A 26,361-nucleotide genomic window follows, 5' to 3' on the forward strand; every position below is an offset into this window, starting at 1 on the left:
CTGAAAATTATGCGTCTTCGCCAAACCAACAAATGTTGCGAGCCGCCATAATTAATTCGCCCGCACGTTCTTCGGTCAGGCCTTCAATTCCTTCAAGGTCATCAATACCCTGATCTGCCAGATCTTCCAGTGTTACCACACCTTTAGCTGCCAGTTTAAACGCTAATTCACGTTCCAGACCTTCCAGTGCCAGCAGATCTTCTGCAGGCTCAAGACCGTCGTACGACTCTTCTTGTGTCAGTGCGATAGTCGTCAGTGACTCTTTCGCACGGCTGCGCAGCTCTTCAACCAGATCTTCATCCAGGCCGTCGATTTCCAGCAGCTCATTAACCGGTACGTAAGCGATTTCTTCCAGTGTAGAGAAACCTTCTTCAACCAGCATTTCGGCAAAGTCCTGCTCGATATCCAGATACTTCATGAAGTTCTCGATCGAAGCCATTGACTCTTCCTGGTGTTTCTTCTGCAGGTCAGCCACTGTCATTACGTTCAGTTCCCAGCCAGTCAGCTGAGAAGCCAGACGTACGTTCTGACCGTTACGGCCGATAGCCTGGGCCAGGTTGTCTGCTTCAACGGCAATATCCATTGAGTGCGCATCTTCATCAACGATGATAGAAGCAACATCCGCAGGAGCCATTGCGTTGATCACGAATTGCGCCGGGTTATCATCCCAAAGTACGATATCGATACGCTCGCCGCCCAGTTTCGCCAGAAACAGCCTGAACACGCGCACCACGCATACCCACACACGCACCGACTGGGTCGATACGCTTGTCATTGGTTTTCACTGCAATCTTGGCACGTGAACCCGGATCGCGTGCTGCACCTTTCAGTTCAATCAGCTCTTCACCGATTTCTGGTACTTCAACACGGAACAGCTCAGCCAGCATTTCTGGCTTAGAACGGGTAATAAACAGCTGGAAGCCACGCGCTTCCGGTGCCACTTTGTACAGCAGACCACGCACGCGGTCGCCCGGACGGAAGTTTTCTCGTGGCAACTGGTCTTCACGCAGAATGACCGCTTCAGCGTTGTTACCCAAGTCCATAATAACAGTGTCGCGGTTCACTTTCTTGACCACGCCTGTGATCAGCTCACCTTCGTTATCGATAAACTGTTCAACAATTTGTGCACGTTCAGCTTCACGTACTTTTTGTACGATAACCTGTTTGGCAGTTTGAGTGGTGATACGGTCAAAGGTCACAGACTCAATCTGATCTTCAATGAAATCACCCAGCTCGACAGATTCGTCGTCGTATTGAGCCGCTTCCAGAGAAATCTCTTTGGTTGGTGTTTCTACTTCATCAACCACTAACCAGCGACGGAAAGTTTCGAATTCACCGGTTTTACGGTCGATGGCAACGCGCACGTCAATCTCGATTTCGTATTTTTTCTTTGTTGACGTCGCAAGAGCAATTTCAAGCGCTTCAAAAATACGCTCACGAGGTACCGCTTTCTCGTTAGAAACCGCTTCAACAACCGCTAAAATCTCTTTACTCATTGTTATAGCCTCTTAAGCCTTTTTCTCTAGGAGAACTAAAATTTAGGGATCAGGTTAGCTTTCGCAATGTTGCTCAGCGCAAAGTGTTCTTCTTGCCCGTCAACTTTGACATTAATGGTCTCACCATCAGCGCCCAGGATTTCTCCTTTCCACTTACGACGGTTACCCACTGCCATTTTCAATACGATGCTGACCTCGTGGCCTTTAAATTGCTCGTAATGTGCTGCGGTAAAGAGTGGTCTTTCTAAACCTGGTGAAGAAACTTCAAGGTTGTAAACCACTGAAATCGGATCTTCCACATCCAGCACGGCACTCACTTGACGACTCACTTCTGCGCAGTCATCAACGGTAATACCGTTTCTCGTGATCAATATAGATACGTAACGTTGAGTGCTGTCCTGCACGAACAAATTCTAATCCAACTAACTCATAACCTGATGCAACAACTGGAGCTTCAAGCATTTCAGTAAGTTGTCTTTCTAAACCAGTCATTTAAACCACTCCAGAAACAAAAAAAGGGCATAGAGCCCAATTTAAATTCCAAGCAAGTATCTGAATTTCATCTTGGAGAAATTCAGATAACAAAAAACCCCGAAAGTCGGGGTTTTTTGTTGCTGGACCCTGATAAATTGAGAATTGCTTCTCAACTGCAGTGAGGTTCGCACTGCCAAACTTGCTGCATTAACCTGTCGTTCCAAACAAACTGAGCAGGAAAATGGTTGCGGGGGCCGGATTTGAACCGACGACCTTCGGGTTATGAGCCCGACGAGCTACCAAGCTGCTCCACCCCGCGTCCGACTTGTAGCAATTATACGCGCTACATAGTGATTTACAAGTTTGTAAATATGGTGCCGAGAGAGGGACTCGAACCCTCACACCTAGGGCGCTAGCACCTCATGCTAGTGTGTCTACCAATTTCACCATCTCGGCATAACCTGAGGCTTATCTTCGTTGATAAGCTTAGTGAGGAATCTCGTCGCCGCCTTCGGCCGGAGCTTCACTCACTGTATTATCAGCTGGCTGTTGCTGCTGAATCACCTGACCTTGCGAAGGGTCAACCCATTGTGATTCGACTTTGTGCGTAGACATATTGCCCAGCACTAGGCTGATAATAAAAAATACGGTTGCAAAAATTGCAGTCATTCGGGTTAGGAAGTTACCTGAGCCGCTCGCGCCAAACACAGTGTTTGATGCACCAGCACCGAAAGAGGCTCCCATATCTGCGCCTTTACCTTGTTGAATCAACACCAGGCCAATGATACCAACCGCTGCCAACAGGTAAATCACAAGTAGAACTGTAAACATTACTTCCACCTATGTTCCAAATTGTTGAGCCAGCGCCGTTCAATCATTCGCTTGAACAAGGCTAGCGACCTCCTCATCAGAGGCGGACGCCATACTAACCAATGCAAGTTAGGCTGACAAGTGGAATTTGCGAAAAAAGCGCACTTTATGAATCAAACGGTCAAAAAAGGGCCAAAGCACAAATTCCACCAAATTAGCCCGAATTCCTTTCCATTTTCAATGAACTAGTCATCCGGGCTCAAGCCGATCAGCAGTTCACTTTCACCGCTTCGGCAATACGCAGTGCCGAGGCTTTCACCAGAGCGGCATCTTCACCTTCAACCATGACCCGAATCAAGGGTTCTGTACCTGATTTACGCAGTAACACCCGGCCTTTATCACCCAGTTCTGCTTCCACCTGCTTGACCGAAGCCAGTACAGCTTCTGCTTCGAGCGGGTTCGTATCACCGCTAAAGCGCACGTTTTCCAGTACTTGCGGGTACAGCGTCATGCCCTGTGCCAGCTCATTCAGGCTCATGTCACTGCCGACAACCGAAGCCAGAACCTGCAGTGCAGCAACAATAGCGTCACCTGTGGTCACTTTATCCAGCAAGATAATATGACCAGAGTTTTCAGCGCCAATCAGCCAGCCTTTTTCGAGCAGTTTTTCCATCACGTAACGGTCACCGACCGCCGCACGCACAAATGGGATACCGAGCTGTTTGAGGCCGTTTTCCATCCCCAGGTTCGTCATCAGGGTCCCGACCACACCACCTTTTAGTTCGCCACGACGCAGTGCATCACGGGCAATGATATAAGCAATCTGGTCACCATCGACCTTGTTGCCCAGTTCATCCACCATGATCAGGCGATCACCGTCACCATCGAACGCAAGACCAAGATGAGCTTTTTCATCCAGCACGCGCTGCTGCAGCGCACGTACATCGGTCGCACCTACCTGATCATTGATGTTAAGGCCATCGGGTTCAACCCCCATGGCGATTACGTCAGCACCCAGCTCACGGAATACGCTGGGTGCAATGTGATAGGTTGCACCATGGGCGCAGTCGACGACAATTTTTAACCCTGCCAGGCTCAGTTTGGTCGGGAAAGTGCTTTTACAGAACTCGATATAACGGCCGGCAGCGTCAATCAAGCGTGATGCCTTACCCAGTTCGGCTGATTCCACACATTCAATCTGCTTGTCGAGCTCAGCTTCAATCGCCAGCTCAACTTCATCCGGCAGTTTGGTGCCTTGTGATGAGAAGAACTTGATACCGTTATCATCATACGGGTTATGTGAGGCAGAAATTACAATGCCGGCCTCAGCACGGAACGTCTGAGTCAGGTAAGCCACCGCCGGAGTTGGCATCGGACCAGTCAAAATCGCCTTTAAACCTGCCGCAGCAAGACCAGCCTCGAGAGCCGACTCCAGCATGTAACCGGATATGCGGGTATCTTTGCCGATAATGACTTTTCTAGTGCCTTGCTGTGCTAATACACGGCCGGCGGCCCAGCCGAGTTTTAGCACAAAATCCGGGGTGATCGGGTATTGGCCAACCTTGCCACGTATGCCATCTGTACCAAAATAGCGTCTTGTATCAGACATGTTGAATCCTATATTTATAATGCTTAGCGGTTACTATTCATTGCGTTGATAATGGTCATAGCTTCCAGCGTTTCATCCACGTCATGGACACGGATGATTTGTGCCCCCTTCAGAGCTGCAATCGAAGCACAGGTGACACTGCCAACCACACACTGGGCAGGCTTTTTATCAAGCAATTTAAAAATCATAGATTTGCGTGACATTCCCGCCAGGATAGGCAGGCCGAAACGGTGGAACTGTTCCAAATTCGCCAGCAGATGATAATTGTGTTCAACCGATTTGCCAAAGCCAAATCCGGGGTCGAGGATGATGTTGTCGCGCTGAATACCGGCGGCTTCACATGCTGCCATACGTTCTACCAGGAAACTGCTCAACTTCCTGCATCAGATCATCGTATTGCGGATCCTGCTGCATGGTCTTAGGTTGACCTTTCATGTGCATGATACAAACCGGGACATTTGCCTCAGCCGCGACTTGTAAAGCGCCCGGCTCAGTCAGTGAACGGATATCGTTGATCAAATCAGCGCCAGCCGCGACCGATTGGCGCATTACTTCGGCTTTACTGGTATCGACTGAAATCCACACTTGCGGGAATTTAGCCCGGATTGCCGCGACGATAGGAATAACACGTTGCAGTTCATCTTCCAGGGTTACTTCCGGTGCTCCCGGACGAGTGGACTCACCACCAATATCGATAATACTGACCCCCGCCGCAATCATTTTCTCAGCGCGTTCCATCGCCGTCTCCAGCGTGGTATAGCTGCCCCCGTCGGAAAAAGAGTCCGGCGTGGTATTGAGAATGCCCATCACATGCGGGCGGTCAAGTTCCAGTTGTTTGGTTGCGGTTTGTATTTTCATAAATCACTATCAACTAATCTTACATCAAACACAAAATCAGACGCTGCACCAAGCGCTGTCTATACCGCCAGGGTAAGCACACGGCATCTGCAGCCAAAAGCCGCTGCGACACGAAAGGCGCTGGATGACAAGCTTTGTAGCATAAAAAACGTCGATTTAGGAAACAGAAAACCCCGAGCAAGTCGGGGTTTTGTTTTAATAGAGGAGTTATTCTGCGTCTTTCTTATCTGCAGACTGATCTGAGCCTTGCTCTTCTGTGCCTGGCTGAGACTCTTCTGCGACAGGTTCGACTTTCGCCGGCGCTTCTTCTTGCGCAGGCTGACTACGGTCACCCCAACCAGCTGGTTCACGAATATCACTCTTACGTGCCATCAGATCATCAATCTGGCCTGCATCGATAGTTTCATATTTCATCAGTGCATCTTTCATTGCATGCATGATGTCCATATTTTCAACCAGAATTTTACGCGCGCGTTCGTAGTTACGATCGATCAGCTTACGCACTTCATCATCGATAAGTTTGGCGGTGTCATCAGACATATGCTTGGTCTGCGTAACACTACGGCCCAGGAAACACTTCACCTTCGTCTTCTGCATACAGCATAGGACCCAGTTTTTCCGAGAAGCCCCACTGAGTCACCATCTTACGGGCGATGTCGGTGGCGCGCTCGATATCGTTCGATGCACCGGTCGATACTTTATCGACACCGTAAATCAACTCTTCAGCCAGACGACCACCGTACAGACTGGAGATCATCGATTCAAGGTGTTGCTTCGACATACTGATGCGATCTTGTTCCGGCAGGTACATGGTTACACCCAATGCACGGCCACGCGGAATAATCGACACTTTGTAAACCGGATCGTGCTCAGGCACCATACGACCAACAATTGCGTGACCCGCTTCGTGATACGCAGTGGATTCCTTGATCTCTTCTGACATCACCATGGAGCGGCGCTCGGCACCCATCATGATTTTGTCTTTCGCCAGTTCAAACTCAACCATAGACACATTGCGTTTGTTACCACGGGCAGCAAACAGTGCAGCCTCGTTGACCAGGTTAGCCAGATCTGCACCTGAGAAACCCGGAGTACCGCGTGCAATCAGGGATGGCTCAACATCACCGGCCAGAGGAACTTTACGCATGTGTACTTTAAGAATTTGTTCACGGCCACGCACATCCGGCAGACCAACCACAACCTGGCGGTCAAAACGACCAGGACGCAACAGCGCAGGGTCGAGTACGTCCGGACGGTTGGTTGCGGCGATAACGATGATACCTTCGTTACCTTCAAAACCATCCATTTCCACCAGCATCTGGTTCAGAGTTTGCTCACGTTCATCGTGCCCCCCCCCCACACCAGCACCACGTTGGCGACCGACAGCATCGATTTCATCAATAAAGATGATACAAGGCGCCGCTTTTTTGGCTTGTTCGAACATGTCACGGACACGGGATGCACCCACACCAACGAACATTTCCACAAAATCAGAGCCGGAAATGGTAAAGAACGGTACTTTCGCTTCACCGGCAATCGCTTTAGCCAGCAAGGTTTTACCGGTACCCGGAGGACCAACCATCAGTACGCCGGTCGGGATTTTACCACCCAGCTTCTGGAAGCGGCTCGGATCACGCAGGTAATCCACCAGCTCTTTAACATCTTCTTTCGCTTCATCACAGCCAGCGACATCACCGAAAGTGGTTTTGATCTGCTCTTCGCTCATCATGCGGGCTTTGCTTTTACCAAAGGACATTGCGCCTTTGCCGCCGCCGCCCTGCATCTGACGCATGAAGAAAATCCACACACCGATCAGCAGAATCATTGGGAACCAGGAGATAAAGATGGTGCCAAGCAGGCTTTGCTCTTCCGGAGGCGTACCCTGAACTTTTACGTTCTGGTTAATCAGGTCATCAAGCAGCTTCTGGTCATACACTGGCATGTAAGTGACATAACGCGTACTACCACCACGACGGGTAAAGGTAATTTCGCTGTCCTTAAACTGAGCTTCCTGAATCTGGCCTTGGCCAACTTCCTGTACAAATGTGGTGTAATCGACTGATCTGCCGTTACTGTCGCCCGGGCCAAAGCTCTGGAAAACAGACATTAATACGACAGCAATCACAAGCCACAGAATTAAATTTTTTGCCATATCACTCAAGGTGTAAGCCTCGCGATAACTAGTTGTAATTAAAGGTAGGGTACTACAGTTTTCTGGCTGTAGCCATAGTGTTAACTTTCGCCAGCTTGGGTTAAATCGTTAACCTTTGTAACCGGTAGCGACGATATACACTTCGCGGGAACGTGCCCTTGAAGAATCAGGTTTTCTGATTTTGACCGCTTTGAACAGGCTGCGTACATCTTTGACATACTGGTCAAAACCTTCGCCCTGAAATACTTTGACCACAAAACTACCATTAGGTGCAAGAACTTGTCGACACATATCTAATGCTAATTCGACCAGATACATAGCTCGTGGCTGGTCAACGGACTGGTTTCCGGCCATGTTAGGCGCCATATCAGACATTACTACGTCAACCATGTCCGGTTGGATCCGCTCCAGTAGTGCATCCAGTACCGACTCTTCCCGGAAGTCGCCCTGCAAAAAGGCCACACCGGCAATCGAGTCCATCGGCAGAATGTCACAGGCGATCACCTGCCCTTCCTCACCAACGATACCAGCTGCATACTGTGACCAGCCTCCCGGAGCCGCCCCCAGGTCAACCACGGTCATCCCAGACTGTAACAGTTTGTCTTTATTCTGAATCTCTTCAATTTTGAAGATAGCACGAGAACGGTAACCTTTCTTCTTAGCTTCGTTAACGTATTTATCGTCAAAATGTTCTTTCAACCAGCGGCCGGAGCTCGCCGAATGCTTCTGTTTACTCATTCGATTCCTAACTAAGCAGCCTCTATCTGAGAAAGTATGGTAGAAAATATAGTCTTCCATGATAGATGGCGTTAAAATGTCGTTTTTCAACCCTAATATTAAAGAAAATTGGGCGCGTAATGAACCTAAGCAACAAACAAAAACAGCATCTCAAAGCCTTAGCACACAACCTTAAGCCGGTTGTGCTGATGGGTGGTAACGGACTGACTGAAGCTGTTTTGGCGGAAATCGAAATTGCGCTTGATCACCACGAAACTGATCAAAGTGAAAGTGGTATCGGAAGATCGCGAGACAAAACATCTGATTGTGGATGCCATTGTTCGTGAAACCGGAGCAGAAAAAGTACAGGTTATTGGTAAAGTACTGGTTCTTTTCCGTCCTTCTGAGCAACGTAAAATCGAACTACCACGTAAGTAATTTCGTTACTTAAGATTACAAAAAGGTCGCATGATGCGACCTTTTTGCTTTTTAAACTCAGTAATTTGAACCGGTTACACGTAATCTACGCGATCGATTTCAAATACTTTCTCGCCACCCGGGGTCACGATGGTGACTTCATCACCTTCCATCTTACCGATCAGACCACGCGCAATCGGAGAGCTCACCGAGATACGGCCGGCTTTAATATCCGCTTCGTCTTCACCGACGATCTGGTAGGTTTTCTCTGCATCAGTATCGACATCAATCAGAGTCACGGTCGAACCAAAAATGATTTTACCGCTGTTATCCATTTTAGTGACATCAATCACCTGAGCAACAGACAACTTAAACTCAATATCACGAATCTGCGCTTCACAGATGCCCTGCTCTTCGCGAGCGGCGTGGTATTCAGCATTCTCTTTCAGATCGCCCAGTTCACGAGCTTCTGCAATTGCTTCAGAAATTTTCGGACGCAGTTTCAGCAATCTATCCAGTTCATCACGCAGCAACTGAGCGCCACGTACAGTCATTGGAACTTTTTCCATTTTATACCTCTATGCCATAGATATGCCCAAAGTCATCGTTGTCACTGCCAGACAGCCTTTAGCTCCAATCCGTGCATAGCTGTGCCCTGATTAAAGATAATATGATTCAATCAAAAGGCCTGTCCTGTAACTTCAAATAAGAAGGGCATTCTTTGGACAATACAAAACTACCCAACCCGTATCACTGGATTAGGTAGTACTCGATGAATTCGTTACGTTTAGTGTAAACAAACATGCGGGCGAAATCATCCAAATTCAAGTGCCGGTTAGAGAAATTGCGATTAGGCACCAAACCTATTACATGACGTGATCCCCTGCACACTTCTCCGGTTTAGAAAATCGCCTAAAACAGCTAAAAACTTATAAAGACGTCCATCTTACCATGATTTGTAATTAAGTATAAAAATAGGCAAAAATTATTTAAAATCATTAGCTTGATTTTTTACCAATTTAAATAAAACACTGTTCATAAGTGGGATTTATATCATTTTACTAACTCATTAAGGAACTTTGAGGGTACAACTAGCATCACGATTTCTAACGTATTGAATTACCCGGACAACGCTCAGATTCGGAATCAGTAATGCTAGGAATTAAGCGCACACGGGCAGCATCGTGATGCGACAACTAATAATGATTTATGGACAGTAAATTAGGACTTAATAAAATGAAAAAGACTCTGATTGCACTTGCAGTGTCAACTGTAGCTATCGCTTCAGGCGCTCAAGCAGCTGAACTTTACAACCAGGATGGTACTTCTCTGGAAATCGGTGGCCGCGTTGAAGGTCGTCTTTCTATGCAAGACGGCAAAAGCGACGATGTGTCACGCGTACGTGTACACATCGCGGGTAAAACTGCTATTAACGACAGTCTGTACGGCCTGGGTTTCTACGAAGCAGAGCTGAAAACTAACGACAACGGTGGCGACTTCGATACAGAAAGCGACGGTACTGATATCGCAACTCGTCTGGCTTACGCGGGTCTGGGTGGTAACTTCGGTTTGGTTTCTTACGGTAAAACCGAAGGTTCACTGGGTGTAATCACTGACTTTACCGATATCTTCTCAGGTATCGCAGGTAACACAGCAGCAGACAAACTAAAAGTTGCTGACCGCACTGACAACATGCTGGCATACAAAGGTCAGTTTGACGATCTAGCGCTGCGTGGTTCTTACCGTTTTGCTGACCGTTTCAGAAGACACTGACGGTTCGTACGGTGACAACGATGCTGACGGTTACTCACTGTCTGCTATCTATGCATTCGGTGATTCAGGTTTCACTGCTGGTGCTGGTTACGCAGAGCAAGACCGCGCTGACGAATACATGCTGGCAGCCTCTTACACCATCGCTGATTTCTACTTCGCAGGTGTATACACTGACGGTAACAAACAAGACGAAACTCGCCAGAAGTACGACTACACTGGCTACGAGCTAGCAGCAGCTTACACTCTGGGTCAGACTGTGTTCACTGCAGCGTACAACAACGCAGAAACTGAAGACGAAACTTCTGTTGATAACCTGGCGTTTGAAACTGCGTACTTCTTCAAGCCAAACTTCCGCGCTTGGGTTTCTTACAACTTCAACCTGATCGACGAAGGCGACACGACTGCTCCTGGCACAACTGCGTCAAAAGCTGATTCTGAAGACGAAGTTGGCCTGGGTCTGCGTTACGACTTCTAATTTTGACACTAACCGGTCAATCTACCAACGCCTGCTGACTAGCAGGCGTTTTTTTATCTCGCTATACTCATGGCATCACTTGCTCAGCCATCAAGTACCATGCATTTTTCTCATTGCACCAGACGGTTAGTCAGCCTACTGTGTGCCTCTCTGCTGATTCCGGCCGTAATGGCCACTCCGGCAGCCACAGACCTGCTGCCTTCGGGTGCCCGGACCGGATTACTGATCCAACCTTTATCAGCGGCGCAGCCGCGTTTGCTCCGGCAGACCGGCGACTATTTCCCGCCCGCCAGCACTCTGAAAGTGGTCACCGCGCTGGCGGCGACACTTGAGCTGGGACCCGATTTCCGTTTTGAGACTGAGCTGCGCAGCAGTCGCTCGGGTACAACGCTGATCTTCACCGGCGATCCGACTCTGAGCAGTGAAGACCTAACTCAACTGCTAACCAAGTTACGTGATAAACAGGGTAAAGATATCCATGGCGATCTGTGGCTGGATAACCGCGCTTTTAACGGTTACGAGCGCGCAGTGGGCTGGCCCTGGGACATTACCGGGGTCTGCTACAGCGCGCCGGCCAGTGCCATGAACCTGGATGGAAACTGCATTCAGGCTTCTATCTACACTCAGACAGATGGTGCAACCCGGGTGTTTGTGCCCAAACACTATCCGGTACAGGTCACGACCGAAGCACGTGCCGTCAGCAAGGTGCAGCAAAAAAGTGAGCATTGCGATCTGGAACTGAATGCCGGGATGGATAACGCCTACCATCTGTCCGGCTGTCTGGCGCAGCGTAAGCAGCCTATGCCGCTCAAGTTTGCCGTGCAGAACACGGAGCTCTACCTCAAACGCCGTGTTTACGCGCTGCTCAATCAGCTCGGCATTACTCTGCATGGTGAAATTCGTATCGGTACTTTGCCACAAGATGACCCGAGCCAGCAGGTGGCCATCCATCGCTCGGCACCACTGTCTGAACTGCTGGACAAGATGCTGAAAAAATCGGATAACCTGATTGCCGATACCGTGACCAAAACGCTCGGACGACGTTTTTTCCTTCAGCCCGGCAGTTTCAGTAACGGTACTGAGGCGATCAAGCAGATTATCTTCAGCCGCACCGGTATTTCTCTACAGGATGCCCAGCTCGTTGACGGCTCGGGATTGTCACGTAACAACCGCATCCGGCTCGACACCATGCGTCAGATCCTGCACTACCTGTGGCAGAATGACGCCAAACTGGGCGTGCTGGCCATGCTGCCGGTTGCCGGAGAAAGCGGCACACTCAAATACCGCCGGAGTATGCGCAGCGACGACATTCGCGGCCACATTCGTGCCAAAAGCGGTTCACTGTACGGAACCTATAATATGATGGGCTTCGCGCTGGATGACAACGGTCAGCCTGATACGCTGTTTATTCAGTACGTAACTGATTACTTTCCGGAAGAAACGTGACAGTGACAGCGCTGAAGAGGCGCCGATCACCCGTTTTGAAAATGAGTTTTACCGCGAGCTAATCAAGCGCGAGCAAAAGACCTCCAATGCTCAGTAACATTCAGCAACCCGAACATATGCAGTGACTACAAAACATGCAGTAATCCGACCATGAGCAGACAAAAATCGCTGCCGATATGCACTTCGGACTCGACAACACGCTGACCGGCTCCGATACTGATTAGAGTGAAAACCCCAATCAGGACCAAACAACCCGCATCATGCAGGTTCGCAGGAGGGATTATGCATCAGCCGCGCCCCATGAGTCGCATTAAACGCAAAGGCTATCATTGCGTCGGCATGACCTGTGTCATTCTCGGTCTGATTGGAGCAACAGTGCCGCTGTTGCCGACAGTACCTTTCCTGCTCTTGGCGCTGTACTGTTTTGGTGTGTCGTCACCCAAATTCCAGCGCTGGCTATTACAGCACCAACGACTGGGGCCGCTGGCAACACGTCTCTACTATGGCCGCGGCTTTACCCGCACCGAGAAAGCGCAGTCTCTGCTGTTAATCTGGCTTTCAATGGGTTCGGTATGGTACTTCATGGCTCAGGGCACTCACTGGCAATATGCCATCATCGGTCTGCTGGTGTTTGAAACCTGGTTTATTCTGCGTCTAAAAACCTACCAGCCGGGGCCAGACTCAGCCTCCGCCGCAGAACCAGACAATCAGGTCTGAGAAAGTCCAGCCAATTATCCCCTTTAAATCGCATAAAAGTGCTGCGCGCATAACCGGCACACATAAAAAAAGCGCCTGAGCGGCGCTTCTTGCTTTTGTATTGCTGGTTTGCTTTGGTGCTACAGGTTTGCTTTTGTGCTGCTGATGCCTTTATGCTTCACACCTTGCGAAGCAGAAAAGAAGCAGCAAAGGTTACCAGTCTCTCAGCTAACCGATGATATAAGCGGTTACTTGACGGTAACACGGGCAAACTTACGTTTACCAACCTGGTACACTGCCGTGCCGGCAGCCGGAATCAGTTTAGCGTCTTCGATTTTTTCGCCGTCCTGTTTCGCAGCACCCTGCTTGATCATACGCAGAGCATCAGAAGTCGAACCAACCAGGCCCGCCTCTTTCAACAGGTTAGCAATCGCGATACCTGCTTCAAATTCAAACTCTGGCATTTCATCCGGCATCGCACCTTTCTGGAAGCGGTTGATGAACTCTTGCTCTGCCGCGTCTGCGTCCGCTTCGGTATGGAAACGGGCAATGATCTCTTTCGCCAGCAGGATTTTCACATCACGCGGGTTTTTGCCATTCGCTACGTCAGCTTTAAACTGCGCCAGCTCTTCCAACGGACGGAATGACAGCAGCTCGTAGTAGCTCCACATCAGATCATCAGAGATCGACATGATCTTACCAAACATCTCGCTTGGCGCGTCAGCCACACCAATATAGTTGTTGGCTGACTTAGACATCTTCTTCTCACCGTCCAGACCAACCAGCAGCGGCATCATCAACACCACCTGAGGCTTCTGACCGTTAGCTTTTTGCAGCTCACGTCCCATCAGCAGGTTGAATTTCTGGTCGGTTCCGCCCAGTTTCTACGTCAGTTTCCATCGCCACTGAATCATAGCCCTGCAGGAGTGGATACATGAATTCATGAATTGCGATAGGCTGACCATTGTTGTAACGCTTTTTAAAATCATCACGCTCAAGCATACGCGCCACAGTCTGGTTAGCCGCCAGGCGAATCATGCCTTCTGCACCCAGTTCAGACAGCCATTCAGAGTTAAACTGAATCGTGGTCTTTTGCGGATCGAGGATTTTAAATACCTGCTGCTTGTAAGTCTCTGCGTTACGCAGTACATCTTCACGGGTCAGCGGCGGGCGAGTGGTATTCTTACCAGTCGGGTCACCGACCATACCGGTAAAGTCACCGATCAGGAACGTCACCTGATGGCCCAGATCCTGGAATGCACGCAGTTTGTTGAGGATCACCGTGTGACCAAGGTGAATGTCCGGCGCAGTTGGATCCGCGCCCAGTTTGATACGCAGAGGACGGCCTTCTTTCAATTTGGCAATCAGCTCTTCTTCCGGAATCAGCTCTTCAACACCACGCTTAATCTCAGCTAAAGCGGCTTCAATACTCGCCATTCTTGTTCACTCCCACAGATTTGGCAAAAATTTAATAGTTCGACATATTACTTGAATAGCGATGCATTTTGAAACCAGTTAGACTAACGAACTAGCGTTTTTGTTAATTAATCATTGAACGAACCCGAGTATGCTTGCTATTTTTGCTCGACTTCCATGGATGCACCGGGCGCTCATCGCCCTGTTCAGTGCCTTGATCGTCACTGCACTGTTTTTTTTGCCGAATCCGGAAGATCTGAGAGACGATTCTGAACGGCTGCAAGTTGGCCGCCATTACCCTTTGGCGATCGACAGCGAAGCCTTGTCGCCTGGCGCGACTATTCTGCCGACCGCTTTACTGCGTTGGGAAACCCATGTGGTCAATCCGGGCGAAAGCGCCGCCGTGCTGTTTCAGCGCCTGGGGCTCTCTTCACGCCAGCTGTATGCCCTGACTTCCAGCAACGATGAGATCAACAGCCAATTGTCTCGCCTGCGCCCGGGCGACCGTTTGCAGTTTGGCTTTGATGAAAATAATGAACTGGTTCAGCTCAAGCGGCGCATCAGTGCTGAAGAAACTTTCGTGGTCACCAAAACGGAATCCGGTACTGATTACACCTCGAGTTTTGATAAAAAAGAGATTGTTTATCAGTACAACTATTCTCAGGCTGAAATCAGCTCCAACTTCTGGAATGCGGCAGTCGGAGCGGGTCTGACCGCAAACCAGATCATGGAACTGGCCGGAATATTTGGCTGGGACATCGACTTTGCCCTCGATATCCGTGCCGGCGATACCTTTAAGCTGCTGTTTCAGGAAAAAGTGGTCGAAGGCGAAGTGATTGGACGGGGCAATATTATTGCCGCTATGTTCACCAACCAGGGCACCACTTTCACCGCCATTCTCGATGACAATACCGGCAACTACTACGATGAGACCGGACGGGCGATGAAGAAAGCCTTCCTGCGCTCACCGCTTGATTTTCGCCGCGTCTCTTCCAACTTCAACCCGCGTCGCCTGCATCCGGTGACCGGTCAGGTTTCGTCCGCACCGCGGCACCGACTATGCCGCTCCGGTCGGCACACCGATTTGGGCCGCCGGTGACGGCATTGTTGAGAAGTCGAGCTACAACCAGTTCAACGGGAACTATGTCTTTATCCGTCACAGCAACACCTATATCACCAAGTATCTGCACCTGACGCGACGTACCGTCAAAACCGGTCAGCGGGTCAAACAGGGCCAGGTTATCGGTACTCTGGGTGGCACCGGCCGGGTTACCGGTCCTCACTTACACTATGAGTTCCTGGTCAATGGCGTGCATAAGAACCCGCGTACCGTGGATTTGCCACAGTCAAAATCGCTGAATGGTAAAGCCAAAGAGACCTTTATCGCTAACGCCAAAATTCGCCTCAAGAACTTAAACCGCTACAGTGAATTACTGTACGCCAAAAACTAACCGCGCAGTACGCTCATTCGGGGCAAAGCAGCGTTGAAGTGCAAATAAAAAATCAGCCGTGGCATTGCCAGGCTGATTTTTTATTATCGGTTAGCGCAAACCAGGCGCACCATCCGCCATTGCGTTGTCGCCAAATTCGGACCAAGCGCTATTCGTTCAGAAAAGCTCGATGCGTGCAGGAAAGAACGATACGTTCAGAAAGCACGGCGCGGTCAGGACAGCAGGAAACGGGATAAGCAGAGCAGAGAGCCACCAGCGGACTGCCGGGTACGAAGCCGATGCATGCCGGGAAGAATCACCGACAGAATGGAGATAATTTACCAGGCCAGTATTAACCAGCCCGGAATCACTTTTGACCTGCGACCTGGCGAGATAAACCGACGCAACAGATCATGTACGGTCAGGATCAGACGCTGAAAGAAGCACCACAACCACAAGTGGTGGTCGCATTCGGGTTGTTGACAAAGAAACGCGAGCCTTCCAGACCTTCGGTGTAATCAACGATACCGCCAATCAGGTATTGCAGGCTCATCGGGTCTACCACCAGGGTCACACCACTGTTCACAATCTCGGTGTCACCGTCATTGACGTTTTCATCAAAGGTAAAACCGTACTGGAAACCACTGCAACCGCCGCCAGTGATGTAGACACGCAGTTTCAGTGCCGGGTTTTCTTCTTCCGCAATCAGAGCTTTTACTCGTGTTGCTGCCGCATCCGAAAAGGATAATGGTACATTTACTTCGCTCACGATGACCTCTCTCACTCGTGTCAGTGCCCGTTCGCTCAGGAAAAAATAGCCTGGCGACAGGTCAGTGTAATTTAGCTATAACGATGATTATCCAATACCTGACTTATCCGTTCAAGTATTAGCCGCCATTTCGCACCACTCAGGCACAGAAACGGCGCGGTTCAGCCCCACGATGGCGCTTATCGGTCCGGGGCTGCCAAGCCGGCGCCAGAGAAATTAAGCGAAAAGATTTCGTCTCGCGTCTCATCGGCGTACAATGCAGACCAAATTGGTCCGAGCAATCATCAAGAGGAACTATCCATGACCAAATCAGAAGATCTTTATCAGAAGGCACAAAGCAAAATTCCTGGTGGCGTAAACTCGCCGGTACGCGCATTTAATGGTGTGGGTGGTTCTCCACTGTTTATCGACCGTGCAGATGGCGCGTTTATCTTTGATGCTGACGGTAAAGCGTACATTGATTATGTCGGTTCATGGGGCCCGATGATTCTTGGTCACAACCACGCCGTGATTCGTGATGCGGTGGTGAATGCCGCTCACCGCGGCCTAAGCTTCGGCGCGCCGACTGAGATGGAAATTGCCATGGCTGAACTGGTTTCTGAACTGGTCCCGTCGATGGAACAACTGCGTATGGTGAACTCAGGTACAGAAGCGACCATGAGTGCCATTCGTCTTGCTCGTGGTTACACCGGTCGCGATAAAATCATTAAGTTTGAAGGTTGTTACCACGGTCACGCAGACAGCCTGCTGGTCAAAGCCGGTTCAGGCGCTCTGACACTGGGTCAGCCTAGCTCACCGGGTGTTCCGGCAGACTTTGCTAAATATACCCTGACTGCCCGTTTCAACGATCTGAACTCAGTACGTGAACTGTTTGCCGCCAACCCGGGCGAAATCGCATGTATTATTGTTGAGCCGGTTGCCGGTAACATGAACTGTATCCCGCCGGTCGAAGGCTTCCATGAAGGTCTGCGCGAAATCTGTGATAGCGAAGGCGCGCTGCTGATTTTCGACGAAGTGATGACCGGTTTCCGCGTCGCTCTGGGCGGTGCTCAGGCACACTACAATATCAAACCTGACCTGACGACGCTGGGTAAAGTGATCGGCGGCGGGATGCCGGTGGGCGCATTTGGTGGTCGTAAAGAGGTGATGCAGTACGTGGCACCAACCGGTCCGGTTTACCAGGCAGGTACTTTATCCGGTAACCCAATTGCCATGGCAGCCGGCTATGCTTGTCTGTCCCTGCTAAAAGAAGAAGGTAACGAGAAACGCCTGGCGGCCAAAACCAAGCAACTGGCAGACGGCTTTAAAGAGCTGGCTCAGCAACACGGCATCCCGCTGCTGGTACACCAGGTCGGCGGTATGTTCGGTTTCTTCTTTACCGATCAAGAGCAGGTAACCTGCTACGAAGACGTCGCCAAGTGCGATGTGGAGCGTTTCCGTAAATTCTTCCACCTGATGCTGCAGCACGGTGTTTATCTGGCACCTTCAGCGTTCGAGGCCAGCTTTACCTCTCTGGCGCACGGTTTCGAAAGAAATCGAAGCGACGCTGGAAGCGGCTGACCGCAGCTTTGCTGAACTGGCTAAACAAGGCTGATGCACTGCACGTGATGGTGCTATCGCCATCAGAGCCGGAATTGAAAGGCTGCTTGGGCAGCCTTTTTTATTATCTTGCTGAGATGAAATCTTGCGAACCGGCCGTCACACACAAGCCTTAATGCCAGTTCATCACTACCAGCACGATAAGTACTATCGCCACCACGCCCAGCCAGGGAAACGAACGGCGCACACGCTTAGATTTACACCCGGTTTCATTATCGCAACACCCCATACTGCACTCCTCATTGCTAAGAGTATGAAATACAGCCATTATAACCCTAATTAATAAGCAAACTGGACCACGACTGTGCCTGATAAACTGAAGATCACCTCCAGCCACTGGGTATTAATTGTTGCCCTGCTGGCCACCGCATTTGCCTGCTATCTGCTGATCAGGCCTTATGTAAACTCGATTCTGATGGCCTTTATCATCTCTCTGCTCATGTTTCCGATCCATGAGAAAATGGAATCTAAGTTACCATCTTATCCCAATCTGGCTTCCCTGCTGTCGTGCGTCATTCTCACTTTCATCATAGTGATTCCACTACTGTTTGTGTTTGGCGCCATCGTGCAGCAAGGCTCAAAATTTTCCCAGAATGTTTACCAATGGGTCACTCACGGCGGCATTCAGACCGTATTCAACCACCCATTGGTGGTGAAAGTATTAGCCATCACCAATCAGTATCTGCCGTTTGATGAGATAAGCCCGCAGCAAATCGCCCAGAAAGTCGGTCAGTTTGCCACCACGTTCGGCAGCAACCTGGTTGGTATCAGTGCCAAAATCCTCGGTGACGCGACCTCATTTATCATGGACTTTCTGCTGATGCTGTTCGTGCTGTTCTTTTTACTGCGCGATCACGACAAGATCATAGCCTCACTGCGCCACATTATTCCCCTGTCACGCAGCCAGGAAGATCGCCTTTTGCAACAGATAGAACAAGTCTCTAAATCCGCGGTGATGGGCTCGTTTCTGACCGCGATAGCGCAAGGCTTCGCCGGTGGTATCGGCATGTGGCTGGCCGGTTTCCCTGGTCTGTTCTGGGGCACCATGATGGGCTTTGCCTCGTTCATTCCGGTGGTCGGTACGGCTCTGGTGTGGATCCCGGCGACCATCTACCTGTTTGTCACCGGCGATACCGGCTGGGCTGTCTTTCTCGCGATCTGGAGCGTGGCGCTGGTCGGCTCGATTGATAACCTGTTGCGGCCGCTGCTGATGCAAGGCAGTGCCGGGATGAACACCCTGCTGATTTTCTTCTCCCTGCTGGGCGGCATCCAGCTATTTGGTCTGATTGGCCTGATTTATGGACCGCTGATCTTTGCCATCACCATCGTCTTTTTCAATATGTACGAAGAGGAATTTCAGAGCTTTCTCAACAAACAGGACAACAGCTGACGCCGTCAGGCGCGGATAAAGCACTTCAAGCCCGGGGCGGATTATGCGAAAATCTGCCCCCCTAATTTGTATCGAGTCTGTTATGTCAAATTACACCGCTCCCAGTCAGATAGCCGAACGCCAACTGGCCTATTTTGCCGGTAAAAAGGTGCTGGTGGCCGGAGAAGCCGAAGATCTGTTCCCGATCCAACTGGCCAAACATTGTGAGTCAGTGGCGGTATTCACCACCCATTATGGTTATCACCGACAATTGCAACAGCATCAGGGCGTAACCAGCTACTTTGGTGCCGAGCTGACTGACGACCTGGTGGCGGATATGATCCTGCTCTACTGGCCAAAAGCCAAACAGGAAGCAGAATATCTGCTGGCGATGCTGATGGCGAAATTTGGCACCGGGACCGAAATTGTTGTCGTGGGTGAAAACCGCTCCGGGGTCAAAAGCATTGAGAAAATGTTCGCCGCTTATGGCCCGATCAATAAGTATGATTCGGCGAGGCGTTGCTCGTTTTACTGGGGCCAATGCACGGAACAACCGGCGCCATTTACGCTTGAGCAGTGGTTTAAATCCTATCAGGTCGAATATCAGCAGCACAGTCTGACCATTCGCAGCCTGCCTGGGGTATTCAGTCACGGTGAGTTTGATATCGGCAGTCGTCTGCTGCTCGACAGCCTGCCGCCACTGCGTGGCAAAGTGCTCGATTTTGGTTGCGGCGCCGGCGTCCTGGGCAGCGTGATGGCAACCCTCAATCCGGGAATTGAACTGGAGATGTGTGACATCAGCGCTTTGGCGATTCGTTCCAGCCAGGAAACCCTGACCGCCAATCATCTGTCTGGTCGGGTATTCGCTTCTGACGTTTATTCAGACAGCGCGCGCGACTACGATTTTATCGTCACCAATCCGCCCTTCCACTCCGGGCTGGATACCAGTTACAGTGCGACCGAGACGCTGCTGGCGAAAGCGCCCGCCCATCTGAAAAACCGTGGTGAACTGTTGGTGGTGGCCAATAGCTTCCTCAAATATCCGCCCATCATCGAACAGGCATTCGGTCAGTGCGAAACCGTGAACAAAACCAATAAGTTCACGATTTACCAAGCAAAAAAATCTCGCGCCTGAGGCATACATGGCCATCGGCCACACAGTACAAAGACAAACGGCAAACCAAGGTTTGCCGTTTTTTATTCCCAACGCTTCAAAACTTACCTAAGTCACTCAGAAACGCCAGTACACCCTGGGTATCGATACTGACCGCGACCTTCTCGCCGATCTGAATCGCCTGGGATGAAGTTGCCAATAGCTTGGCGCCCTGCGTTTCAATCACATAGCGGCAGTGATCGCCCATAAACTGCTGCTCAAGCACCGTCACCTGGCTGTCCGCATCGCTGTGGATACGGATTTGCTGCGGGCGCAGCAGTAATTCACATCGGCCGCCATGGCTAATCATCTGCTGCGCCGTCGCTTCCAGCACGCCGAATTCGGTCTGATACTGGCTGTCACTGACACGTGTTGCTGGCAGGTAACTGCCGCCGCCGAGAAAGTCGGCCACGAATTTGCTTGATGGATGAAAATACAGTTGCGATGCGGTGCCATACTGCTCTATCACACCGTGTTGCATCACCGCCATTTTATCGGCAAAGGCAAAAGCCTCTTCCCGTGAGTGAGTCACAAAAATCGCAGTCACTCCCTGCTTTTTAAAGATCTTACGGATCTCGGCAATCAGATCGTGTCGCACCTGAGTATCGATATTTGAAAACGGCTCATCGAGTAGCAGCAGATCCGGCTTATAGGCGAGCGAGCGGGCAATAGCCACCCGCTGCTGCTGACCACCAGATAACTGATGCGGATAACGATCGCTCAGGCCGCTGAGATGAACCAGATCGAGCATTTCAGTAACCTTACTCTGGCGCTGCGCCGGCGATGCATCACGTAATCCGAACGCCACGTTTTCCGCCACAGTCAGATGGGGAAACAGGGCGTAATCCTGAAAGATCATACCGATATTGCGCTGCTCCGGCGGCAACCATAGCTGACCGTCATCAATGGTCAGGCCATTGAGGCTCATCACACCGGAAGCGAGTGGTAATAAACCGGCGATGGCCTTGAGCAAGGTTGTTTTACCACATCCGCTGGCCCCGAGCAGACAGACGATTTCACCGTGTTCCACCTCAAGCGAGAGGGATTCTAATACGGTCTGTGTCTCATACTGACAGGTCAGATTCTGAATTGATAGTGCGCAGCTCATCAGTGACTTTGCTCCAGGGAACGGTTAACAACAACAAGGGGAATAAGACCGACCACAACCAGCAAAACCGCCGGTAATGCGGCTAGTTCAAGGTGTTCATCAGACGCATAGTTATACACATAGGTCGCCAGCGTCTCAAAGTTGAACGGACGCAGCAGTAACGCGGCGTTGAGTTCTTTCATCGATTCGATAAACACCAGCAAACCGGCAATCAGCGCACCACGCCGCACCAGCGGAACATGGATGCGCCACAGCATACAGTTGGGCTGACACCCCATGGTACGCGCGGCCATATCCAGTGACGGGGAAATCTTATTCAGGCTACTTTCGATACTACCAATAGCGACGGCGGAAAAGCGCACCACCAGAGCAAAAATAATCGCAAACATGGTGCCGGAGAAAATCAGTCCCGGCCTGCCCCACTGCAGCGCTTTCGCTACATCATTGACGACGTGATCCAGAGTCAGCACCGGTACCATAATTCCTATCGCCAGCACCGTGCCGGGGACGGCATAACCCAGCGATGAGAGACGCATCAGCGCCACACTGAACCGATTCTGTTTGAGACGCATATAAAAGCAGACCGTCAGCGCCACCAGTACTCCGAGCACTGCGGCACTGAGCGACACTTTGAGGCTGTTGAGGGCATATTCCCGGAAACTGCTCACTCCAACTGGCGGCAAAATAGGTGTAAGCGTAGCTGAGTAGTTGCAGCAGCGGAAAAATAAACGCCACACACACCAGCCCCCAGCACCACAGCAGCGCCGCCCATTTTTTCCAGCCGCTGAGCTGATAGCGAAAATCTTCATGGCTGTTGAACTGATTCTGGAACAGCTTTTGTTTACGCCGGCTGTAGCGCTCAGCGCTGAGTAACAGCACCACGATCATCAGCATAATGGCTGAAATTTTGGCTGCTGCGGTCAGGCTGGAATAGTTGAGCCAGGTATCGTACACCGCTGTGGTCAGGGTATTAACAGCAAAGTAACTGACGGTACCAAAATCGCCGACAGTTTCCATCGCCACCAGCGATAAGGCGACCGCAACCGAGGGGCGTACCAAGGGCAGCGAAATACGGCAAAAACTCTCCCATGCCGAGCATTTCAGCAAGCGAGCGGACTGCAGCAAGGAGACATTCTGCTCCATAAATGCGGTGCGACACAGCAGGTAAACATAGGGATATAACACCAGCGCCAGCACCAGACTCGCACCGGTCAGACTGCGAATATCCGGGAACCAGTATTCGCCGGGCAGCCAGCCGGTCTGCTCTCGCAGCCAGACCTGAATCGGCCCGGCGTAGTCAAACCAGCCGGTAAAGATATAACCGACGATATAACCAGGAATCGCGAGTGGCAGGACCAAGGCCCACTGCAGCACTTTTTCTCCCGGCAGGCGGCACATCGCCATCAGCCAGGCACTGGGTACACCAAATACCAGAGTCAGTGCCATCACGCTCACAGCCAGCACAACCGTATTGTACACATAGGTCGGCATTACTGTGGTGAGCAGATGACGGAACACATCGTCGGTATCACCAATGGCGGTATAAAAAATCGCTAAGATCGGCAAAACCAGCAGCGTGGCCAGAACCACACTGCTGGTTTTCCATATGAGGTGTTTTTCTTTCATTGCCTAACAGCTACAAGGCAGGCTGAGGCATAAATGCGATGGCAAATACATCTCATATCCCTTTCATAAATCAAGGGTATAGTTATACCCTTGGATTTGATTAAAGGTCAAATTTGACTTCGTCAATCAGCTTGATGGCCGCTTCATGATTGTCGGCAATTTTTTCCAATGGTAGCGAATCTGACTTAAATTCACCCCAGGATGCCACCAGTTTCAGAGCGCTCAACCCCAGGTTTAACCGGATATTCGAAGTTTACGTCTGCATACATGTGCTGTGCTTTGTCGCCGGTCAGAAACTCCATCAGCTTCACAGCGTTATCACGGTTTGGCGCGTATTTCGCCATCGCCATACCGCTGACGTTGACATGGGTGCCCTGCACCTTCTGACCCGGGAAGTTAATGTAAACCGATTCCGCCCAGCTCTTCTGCTCTTTATCGGTCAGCATTTTACCCAGGTAGTAGCTGTTACCCAGCGACAGGTCACATAAACCTTCTTTGATAGCACGGACCTGATCACGGTCATTACCTTGCGGCTTACGTGCCAGGTTAGCTTTTACGCCCTGCAGCCAGGTTTTGGTTTCCGCTTCACCGTGGTTGGCAATCATGGCCGCAACCAGAGCAATGTTGTACGGGTGTTTACCGCTGCGGGTACAGATTTTGCCTTTGTACTCCGGCTTAGCCAGATCAAGGTAATCGAAATCATCACTCAGTTTACCCACACGATCACGTGAAGAGTAAACACTGCGTGTCCGGATGGTCAGCGCAAACCATTCATCCTTACTATCGCGGTACTGAGCCGGAATATTGCTGTCAATCACGGCACTGTCTACCGGCTGGGTCAGGCCTTTATCTGCCAGTTCAAACAGGCGACTGAACTCAGAGGTAAGCACCAAGTCAGCCGGGCTGTATTCACCTTCCTGCGCCAGTTTCTCAGCAATCCCTTCTTTGGCAAATTTGACGTTCACCTTGATGCCGGTCTCATCAGTAAACTCTTTAAACATAGGGTCAATCAGAAAAGGCTGACGGTAAGAGTAAACATTCACTTCCTCTGCAGCCATGGCCGCTGGTGCCAGCATGCTGCTTGCAAGCGCTGAAAGCGTTAGCAGTTTTTTCATGTGTTAAATCCTTTAAGAGTGCTAATGATAAGAGTTATCAATTGCACTCATTATATTGACGACTATTAATAAAACAATCATGAAAAATAAAAAACCTGCCACGTGTGGCAGGTTTTATGAAAGGCTTTTGTAACGAGTTATTACTTAACAGTCACGAATTCTGGGTAAGATTCTACGCCGCAATCATGCATGTCCATACCTTCCATCTCTTCTTCTTCAGAGACACGGATACCGACGGTCGCTTTCAGGATACCCCAGACAATCAGGCTGGCTGCGAATACCCAGGCAAAGATAACTGCGGCACCCATCAGCTGTGCACCGAATGTAGCATCACCGTTGCTCAGTGGCACAACCATCAGGCCGAAGAAACCACACACACCGTGTACCGAAATCGCACCCACTGGATCATCGATTTTCAGTTTATCCAGAGCAATGATGCTGAACACAACCAGCGCACCAGCAACCACACCGATAGCCACTGCGTACAGCGGAGATGGTGACAGCGGGTCAGCCGTGATAGCTACCAGACCAGCCAGCGCACCGTTCAGAATCATGGTCAGGTCAGCTTTACCCCAAGTGGTTTTGCACACCAGCAGAGCGGCAATTGCACCTGCTGCTGCAGCTGCGTTGGTATTCAGGAAGATTTGACCTACCGCTGTCGCGTTTTCAAAGTCAGACACCATCAGCTGAGAACCACCGTTGAAACCAAACCAACCGAACCACAGGATGAAGGTACCCAGAGTTGCCAGCGGCATGTTTGAACCCGGAATCGGGTAAATTTCACCGTTTTTACCGTATTTACCTTTACGGGCACCCAGCAGAAGAAACACCTGCCAGAGCAGCTGATGCACCAGCCATATGTACGATACCAGAGCCTGCGAAGTCGCTGAAACCTGCTGCAGACAGGAAGCCACCGCCCCAAGTCCAGTAACCTTCCATCGGGTAGATGAAAGCAGTCAGAATGACAGAGAAAATCAGGAACGACCACAGTTTCATACGCTCAGCCACAGCACCCGACACAACAGACATCGCTGTTGCAACGAACACTACCTGGAAGAAGAAGTCTGACGCCAGAGAGTGGTCTGCACCTTCACTCTGAGTACCGATCAGAGCGCCAAATGATGGCAGCCAACCGGCTTCAGCATTGTCAACGTACATAATGTTGTAGCCGACAATCAGGTACATGGTGCACGCGATTGCGTACAGAACAAAGTTTTTAGTCAGAATTTCAGTGGTGTTTTTCGAGCGTACCAAGCCTGCTTCCAGCATGGCAAAGCCCGCTGCCATCCACATAACCAGTGCGCCTGAGATTAAGAAAAAGAATGTATCCAGTGCGTAACGTAACTCCGTTACAGTAAGCGACAGTTCCATAGTAGTCGTCTCCAGTCCTTTGAATCTTAAAGTGCTTCCGCGTCCGCTTCGCCGGTACGAATACGAACTGCGTGGCTTAAGTCATAAACAAAAATTTTGCCGTCACCGATTTTCCCGGTATGTGCGGCTTTGATAATCGCTTCCAGAACACGATCAACGTTATCCGCTTGTGTAGCAATTTCGATTTTTACCTTCGGCAGGAAATCCACCTGGTATTCCGCACCGCGGTAAAGCTCGGTATGGCCTTTCTGGCGACCAAAGCCTTTGACTTCTGATACGGTCATCCCTTCGATGCCCACATCTGCCAGGGCTTCACGTACATCGTCAAGTTTAAATGGTTTGATGATTGCGTTAATGAGTTTCATCGCGTCCTCTCTGAAGCTGTTGTCCATTTACTTTTTTATAATCCAAGGTACGTGCCAACTTTTTAAACCATTGAATTACAATGAAATAGTGAGATTTCGCTTCAAAAACAACAAAGG

10 protein-coding genes, 2 tRNA genes and 13 pseudogenes are annotated in these 26,361 nt (G+C 50.4%); 8 read left to right on the plus strand and 17 right to left on the minus strand.

Annotation, left to right across the window (positions count from 1 at the left end; all coding sequences use genetic code 11):
- Positions 1-7: 7 nt before the first annotated feature.
- The 9 genes and pseudogenes from nusA to rlmE form a co-directional block, all read right to left on the minus strand.
- Positions 8-1,496 (minus strand): annotated as a pseudogene (nusA, locus tag ABDK09_20770) (transcription termination factor NusA).
- A gap of 35 nt (positions 1,497-1,531) precedes the next feature.
- Positions 1,532-1,988 (minus strand): annotated as a pseudogene (gene rimP / locus ABDK09_20775) (ribosome maturation factor RimP).
- A gap of 224 nt (positions 1,989-2,212) precedes the next feature.
- Positions 2,213-2,289 (minus strand) — tRNA-Met (locus ABDK09_20780).
- Between the two features lie 53 nt (positions 2,290-2,342).
- A tRNA-Leu gene (locus tag ABDK09_20785) sits at positions 2,343-2,426 on the minus strand.
- Positions 2,427-2,456: 30 nt separating this feature from the next.
- Entirely contained in the window at positions 2,457-2,801 is a 345-nt protein-coding gene (secG, locus tag ABDK09_20790) for a preprotein translocase subunit SecG (GenBank protein XAW89221.1), read from the minus strand.
- A gap of 247 nt (positions 2,802-3,048) precedes the next feature.
- Positions 3,049-4,389 (minus strand): phosphoglucosamine mutase, encoded by a 1,341-nt coding sequence (glmM, locus tag ABDK09_20795; protein ID XAW89222.1) that lies wholly within the window; start codon positions 4,387-4,389, stop codon positions 3,049-3,051.
- A gap of 23 nt (positions 4,390-4,412) precedes the next feature.
- Positions 4,413-5,247, minus strand: a pseudogene (gene folP, locus ABDK09_20800) (dihydropteroate synthase).
- Positions 5,248-5,454: 207 nt separating this feature from the next.
- Positions 5,455-7,399 (minus strand): annotated as a pseudogene (gene ftsH / locus ABDK09_20805) (ATP-dependent zinc metalloprotease FtsH).
- A gap of 108 nt (positions 7,400-7,507) precedes the next feature.
- The gene (rlmE, locus tag ABDK09_20810) at positions 7,508-8,137 is read right to left on the minus strand and encodes a 23S rRNA (uridine(2552)-2'-O)-methyltransferase RlmE (GenBank protein ID XAW89223.1); all 630 of its coding nucleotides are present in this window, start codon (positions 8,135-8,137) and stop codon (positions 7,508-7,510) included.
- 119 nt (positions 8,138-8,256) lie between these two features.
- Here rlmE and yhbY point away from each other — a divergent pair.
- A pseudogene (gene yhbY / locus ABDK09_20815) lies at positions 8,257-8,554 on the plus strand (ribosome assembly RNA-binding protein YhbY).
- A 74-nt stretch (positions 8,555-8,628) separates the two neighbouring features.
- On the opposite strand, the gene greA reads toward yhbY, so the two are convergent.
- Positions 8,629-9,102: a transcription elongation factor GreA gene (greA, locus tag ABDK09_20820; GenBank protein XAW89224.1), complete on the minus strand. Its 474-nt coding sequence runs from the start codon at positions 9,100-9,102 to the stop codon at positions 8,629-8,631.
- A gap of 667 nt (positions 9,103-9,769) precedes the next feature.
- Here greA and ABDK09_20825 point away from each other — a divergent pair.
- From ABDK09_20825 to ABDK09_20835, 3 genes and pseudogenes are all read left to right on the plus strand, one after another.
- Positions 9,770-10,781: pseudogene (locus tag ABDK09_20825) on the plus strand (porin).
- A 168-nt stretch (positions 10,782-10,949) separates the two neighbouring features.
- A pseudogene (gene dacB, locus ABDK09_20830) lies at positions 10,950-12,324 on the plus strand (serine-type D-Ala-D-Ala carboxypeptidase).
- Between the two features lie 185 nt (positions 12,325-12,509).
- A complete protein-coding gene (locus tag ABDK09_20835; GenBank protein XAW89225.1) occupies positions 12,510-12,944 on the plus strand; it encodes a YbaN family protein in 435 nt (144 codons plus the stop codon).
- Positions 12,945-13,171: 227 nt separating this feature from the next.
- On the opposite strand, the pseudogene tyrS reads toward ABDK09_20835, so the two are convergent.
- Positions 13,172-14,360, minus strand: a pseudogene (gene tyrS, locus ABDK09_20840) (tyrosine--tRNA ligase).
- 130 nt (positions 14,361-14,490) lie between these two features.
- On the opposite strand from tyrS, the pseudogene ABDK09_20845 reads away from it, so the two are divergent.
- Positions 14,491-15,790 (plus strand): annotated as a pseudogene (locus ABDK09_20845) (peptidoglycan DD-metalloendopeptidase family protein).
- A 406-nt stretch (positions 15,791-16,196) separates the two neighbouring features.
- Here ABDK09_20845 and erpA read toward each other — a convergent pair.
- Positions 16,197-16,538 (minus strand): iron-sulfur cluster insertion protein ErpA, encoded by a 342-nt coding sequence (gene erpA / locus ABDK09_20850; GenBank protein XAW89226.1) that lies wholly within the window; start codon positions 16,536-16,538, stop codon positions 16,197-16,199.
- Positions 16,539-16,838: 300 nt separating this feature from the next.
- Between erpA and hemL the strand changes: the two are divergent.
- The 3 genes and pseudogenes from hemL (at position 16,839) to rsmC (ending at position 20,641) form a co-directional block, all read left to right on the plus strand.
- A pseudogene (hemL, locus tag ABDK09_20855) lies at positions 16,839-18,132 on the plus strand (glutamate-1-semialdehyde 2,1-aminomutase).
- Between the two features lie 309 nt (positions 18,133-18,441).
- Entirely contained in the window at positions 18,442-19,527 is a 1,086-nt protein-coding gene (locus tag ABDK09_20860; protein ID XAW89227.1) for an AI-2E family transporter, read from the plus strand.
- A gap of 82 nt (positions 19,528-19,609) precedes the next feature.
- Entirely contained in the window at positions 19,610-20,641 is a 1,032-nt protein-coding gene (rsmC, locus tag ABDK09_20865; protein XAW89228.1) for a 16S rRNA (guanine(1207)-N(2))-methyltransferase RsmC, read from the plus strand.
- Between the two features lie 76 nt (positions 20,642-20,717).
- On the opposite strand, the gene ABDK09_20870 is transcribed toward rsmC, so the two are convergent.
- From ABDK09_20870 to glnK, 5 genes and pseudogenes are all read right to left on the minus strand, one after another.
- Entirely contained in the window at positions 20,718-21,767 is a 1,050-nt protein-coding gene (locus ABDK09_20870; GenBank protein ID XAW89229.1) for an ABC transporter ATP-binding protein, read from the minus strand.
- A pseudogene (locus ABDK09_20875) lies at positions 21,767-23,393 on the minus strand (iron ABC transporter permease). Before ABDK09_20875 ends, ABDK09_20870 begins: the two are co-directional and overlap by 1 nt.
- A 100-nt stretch (positions 23,394-23,493) precedes the next feature.
- A pseudogene (locus tag ABDK09_20880) lies at positions 23,494-24,508 on the minus strand (Fe(3+) ABC transporter substrate-binding protein).
- Between the two features lie 140 nt (positions 24,509-24,648).
- Positions 24,649-25,879: pseudogene (locus tag ABDK09_20885) on the minus strand (ammonium transporter).
- A 26-nt stretch (positions 25,880-25,905) separates the two neighbouring features.
- Complete coding sequence (gene glnK, locus ABDK09_20890) at positions 25,906-26,244, minus strand: P-II family nitrogen regulator (GenBank protein ID XAW89230.1); 339 nt, start codon at positions 26,242-26,244, stop codon at positions 25,906-25,908.
- Between the last annotated feature and the right edge of the window lie 117 nt (positions 26,245-26,361).

Source organism: Vibrio sp. CDRSL-10 TSBA (assembly GCA_039696685.1).
Taxonomy (GTDB): Bacteria; Pseudomonadota; Gammaproteobacteria; order Enterobacterales; family Vibrionaceae; genus Vibrio.

Bases quoted from the DNA above. Each gene is read 5' to 3' on its own strand.
- ABDK09_20835 (XAW89225.1), top strand. From the start codon at position 12,510: ATGCATCAGCCGCGCCCCATGAGTCGCATTAAACGCAAAGGCTATCAT.
- rlmE (XAW89223.1), bottom strand. From the start codon at position 8,137: ATGAGTAAACAGAAGCATTCGGCGAGCTCCGGCCGCTGGTTGAAAGAA.
- glnK (XAW89230.1), bottom strand. From the start codon at position 26,244: ATGAAACTCATTAACGCAATCATCAAACCATTTAAACTTGACGATGTA.
- secG (XAW89221.1), bottom strand. From the start codon at position 2,801: ATGTTTACAGTTCTACTTGTGATTTACCTGTTGGCAGCGGTTGGTATC.
- greA (XAW89224.1), bottom strand. From the start codon at position 9,102: ATGGAAAAAGTTCCAATGACTGTACGTGGCGCTCAGTTGCTGCGTGAT.
- glmM (XAW89222.1), bottom strand. From the start codon at position 4,389: ATGTCTGATACAAGACGCTATTTTGGTACAGATGGCATACGTGGCAAG.
- rsmC (XAW89228.1), top strand. From the start codon at position 19,610: ATGTCAAATTACACCGCTCCCAGTCAGATAGCCGAACGCCAACTGGCC.
- ABDK09_20870 (XAW89229.1), bottom strand. From the start codon at position 21,767: ATGAGCTGCGCACTATCAATTCAGAATCTGACCTGTCAGTATGAGACA.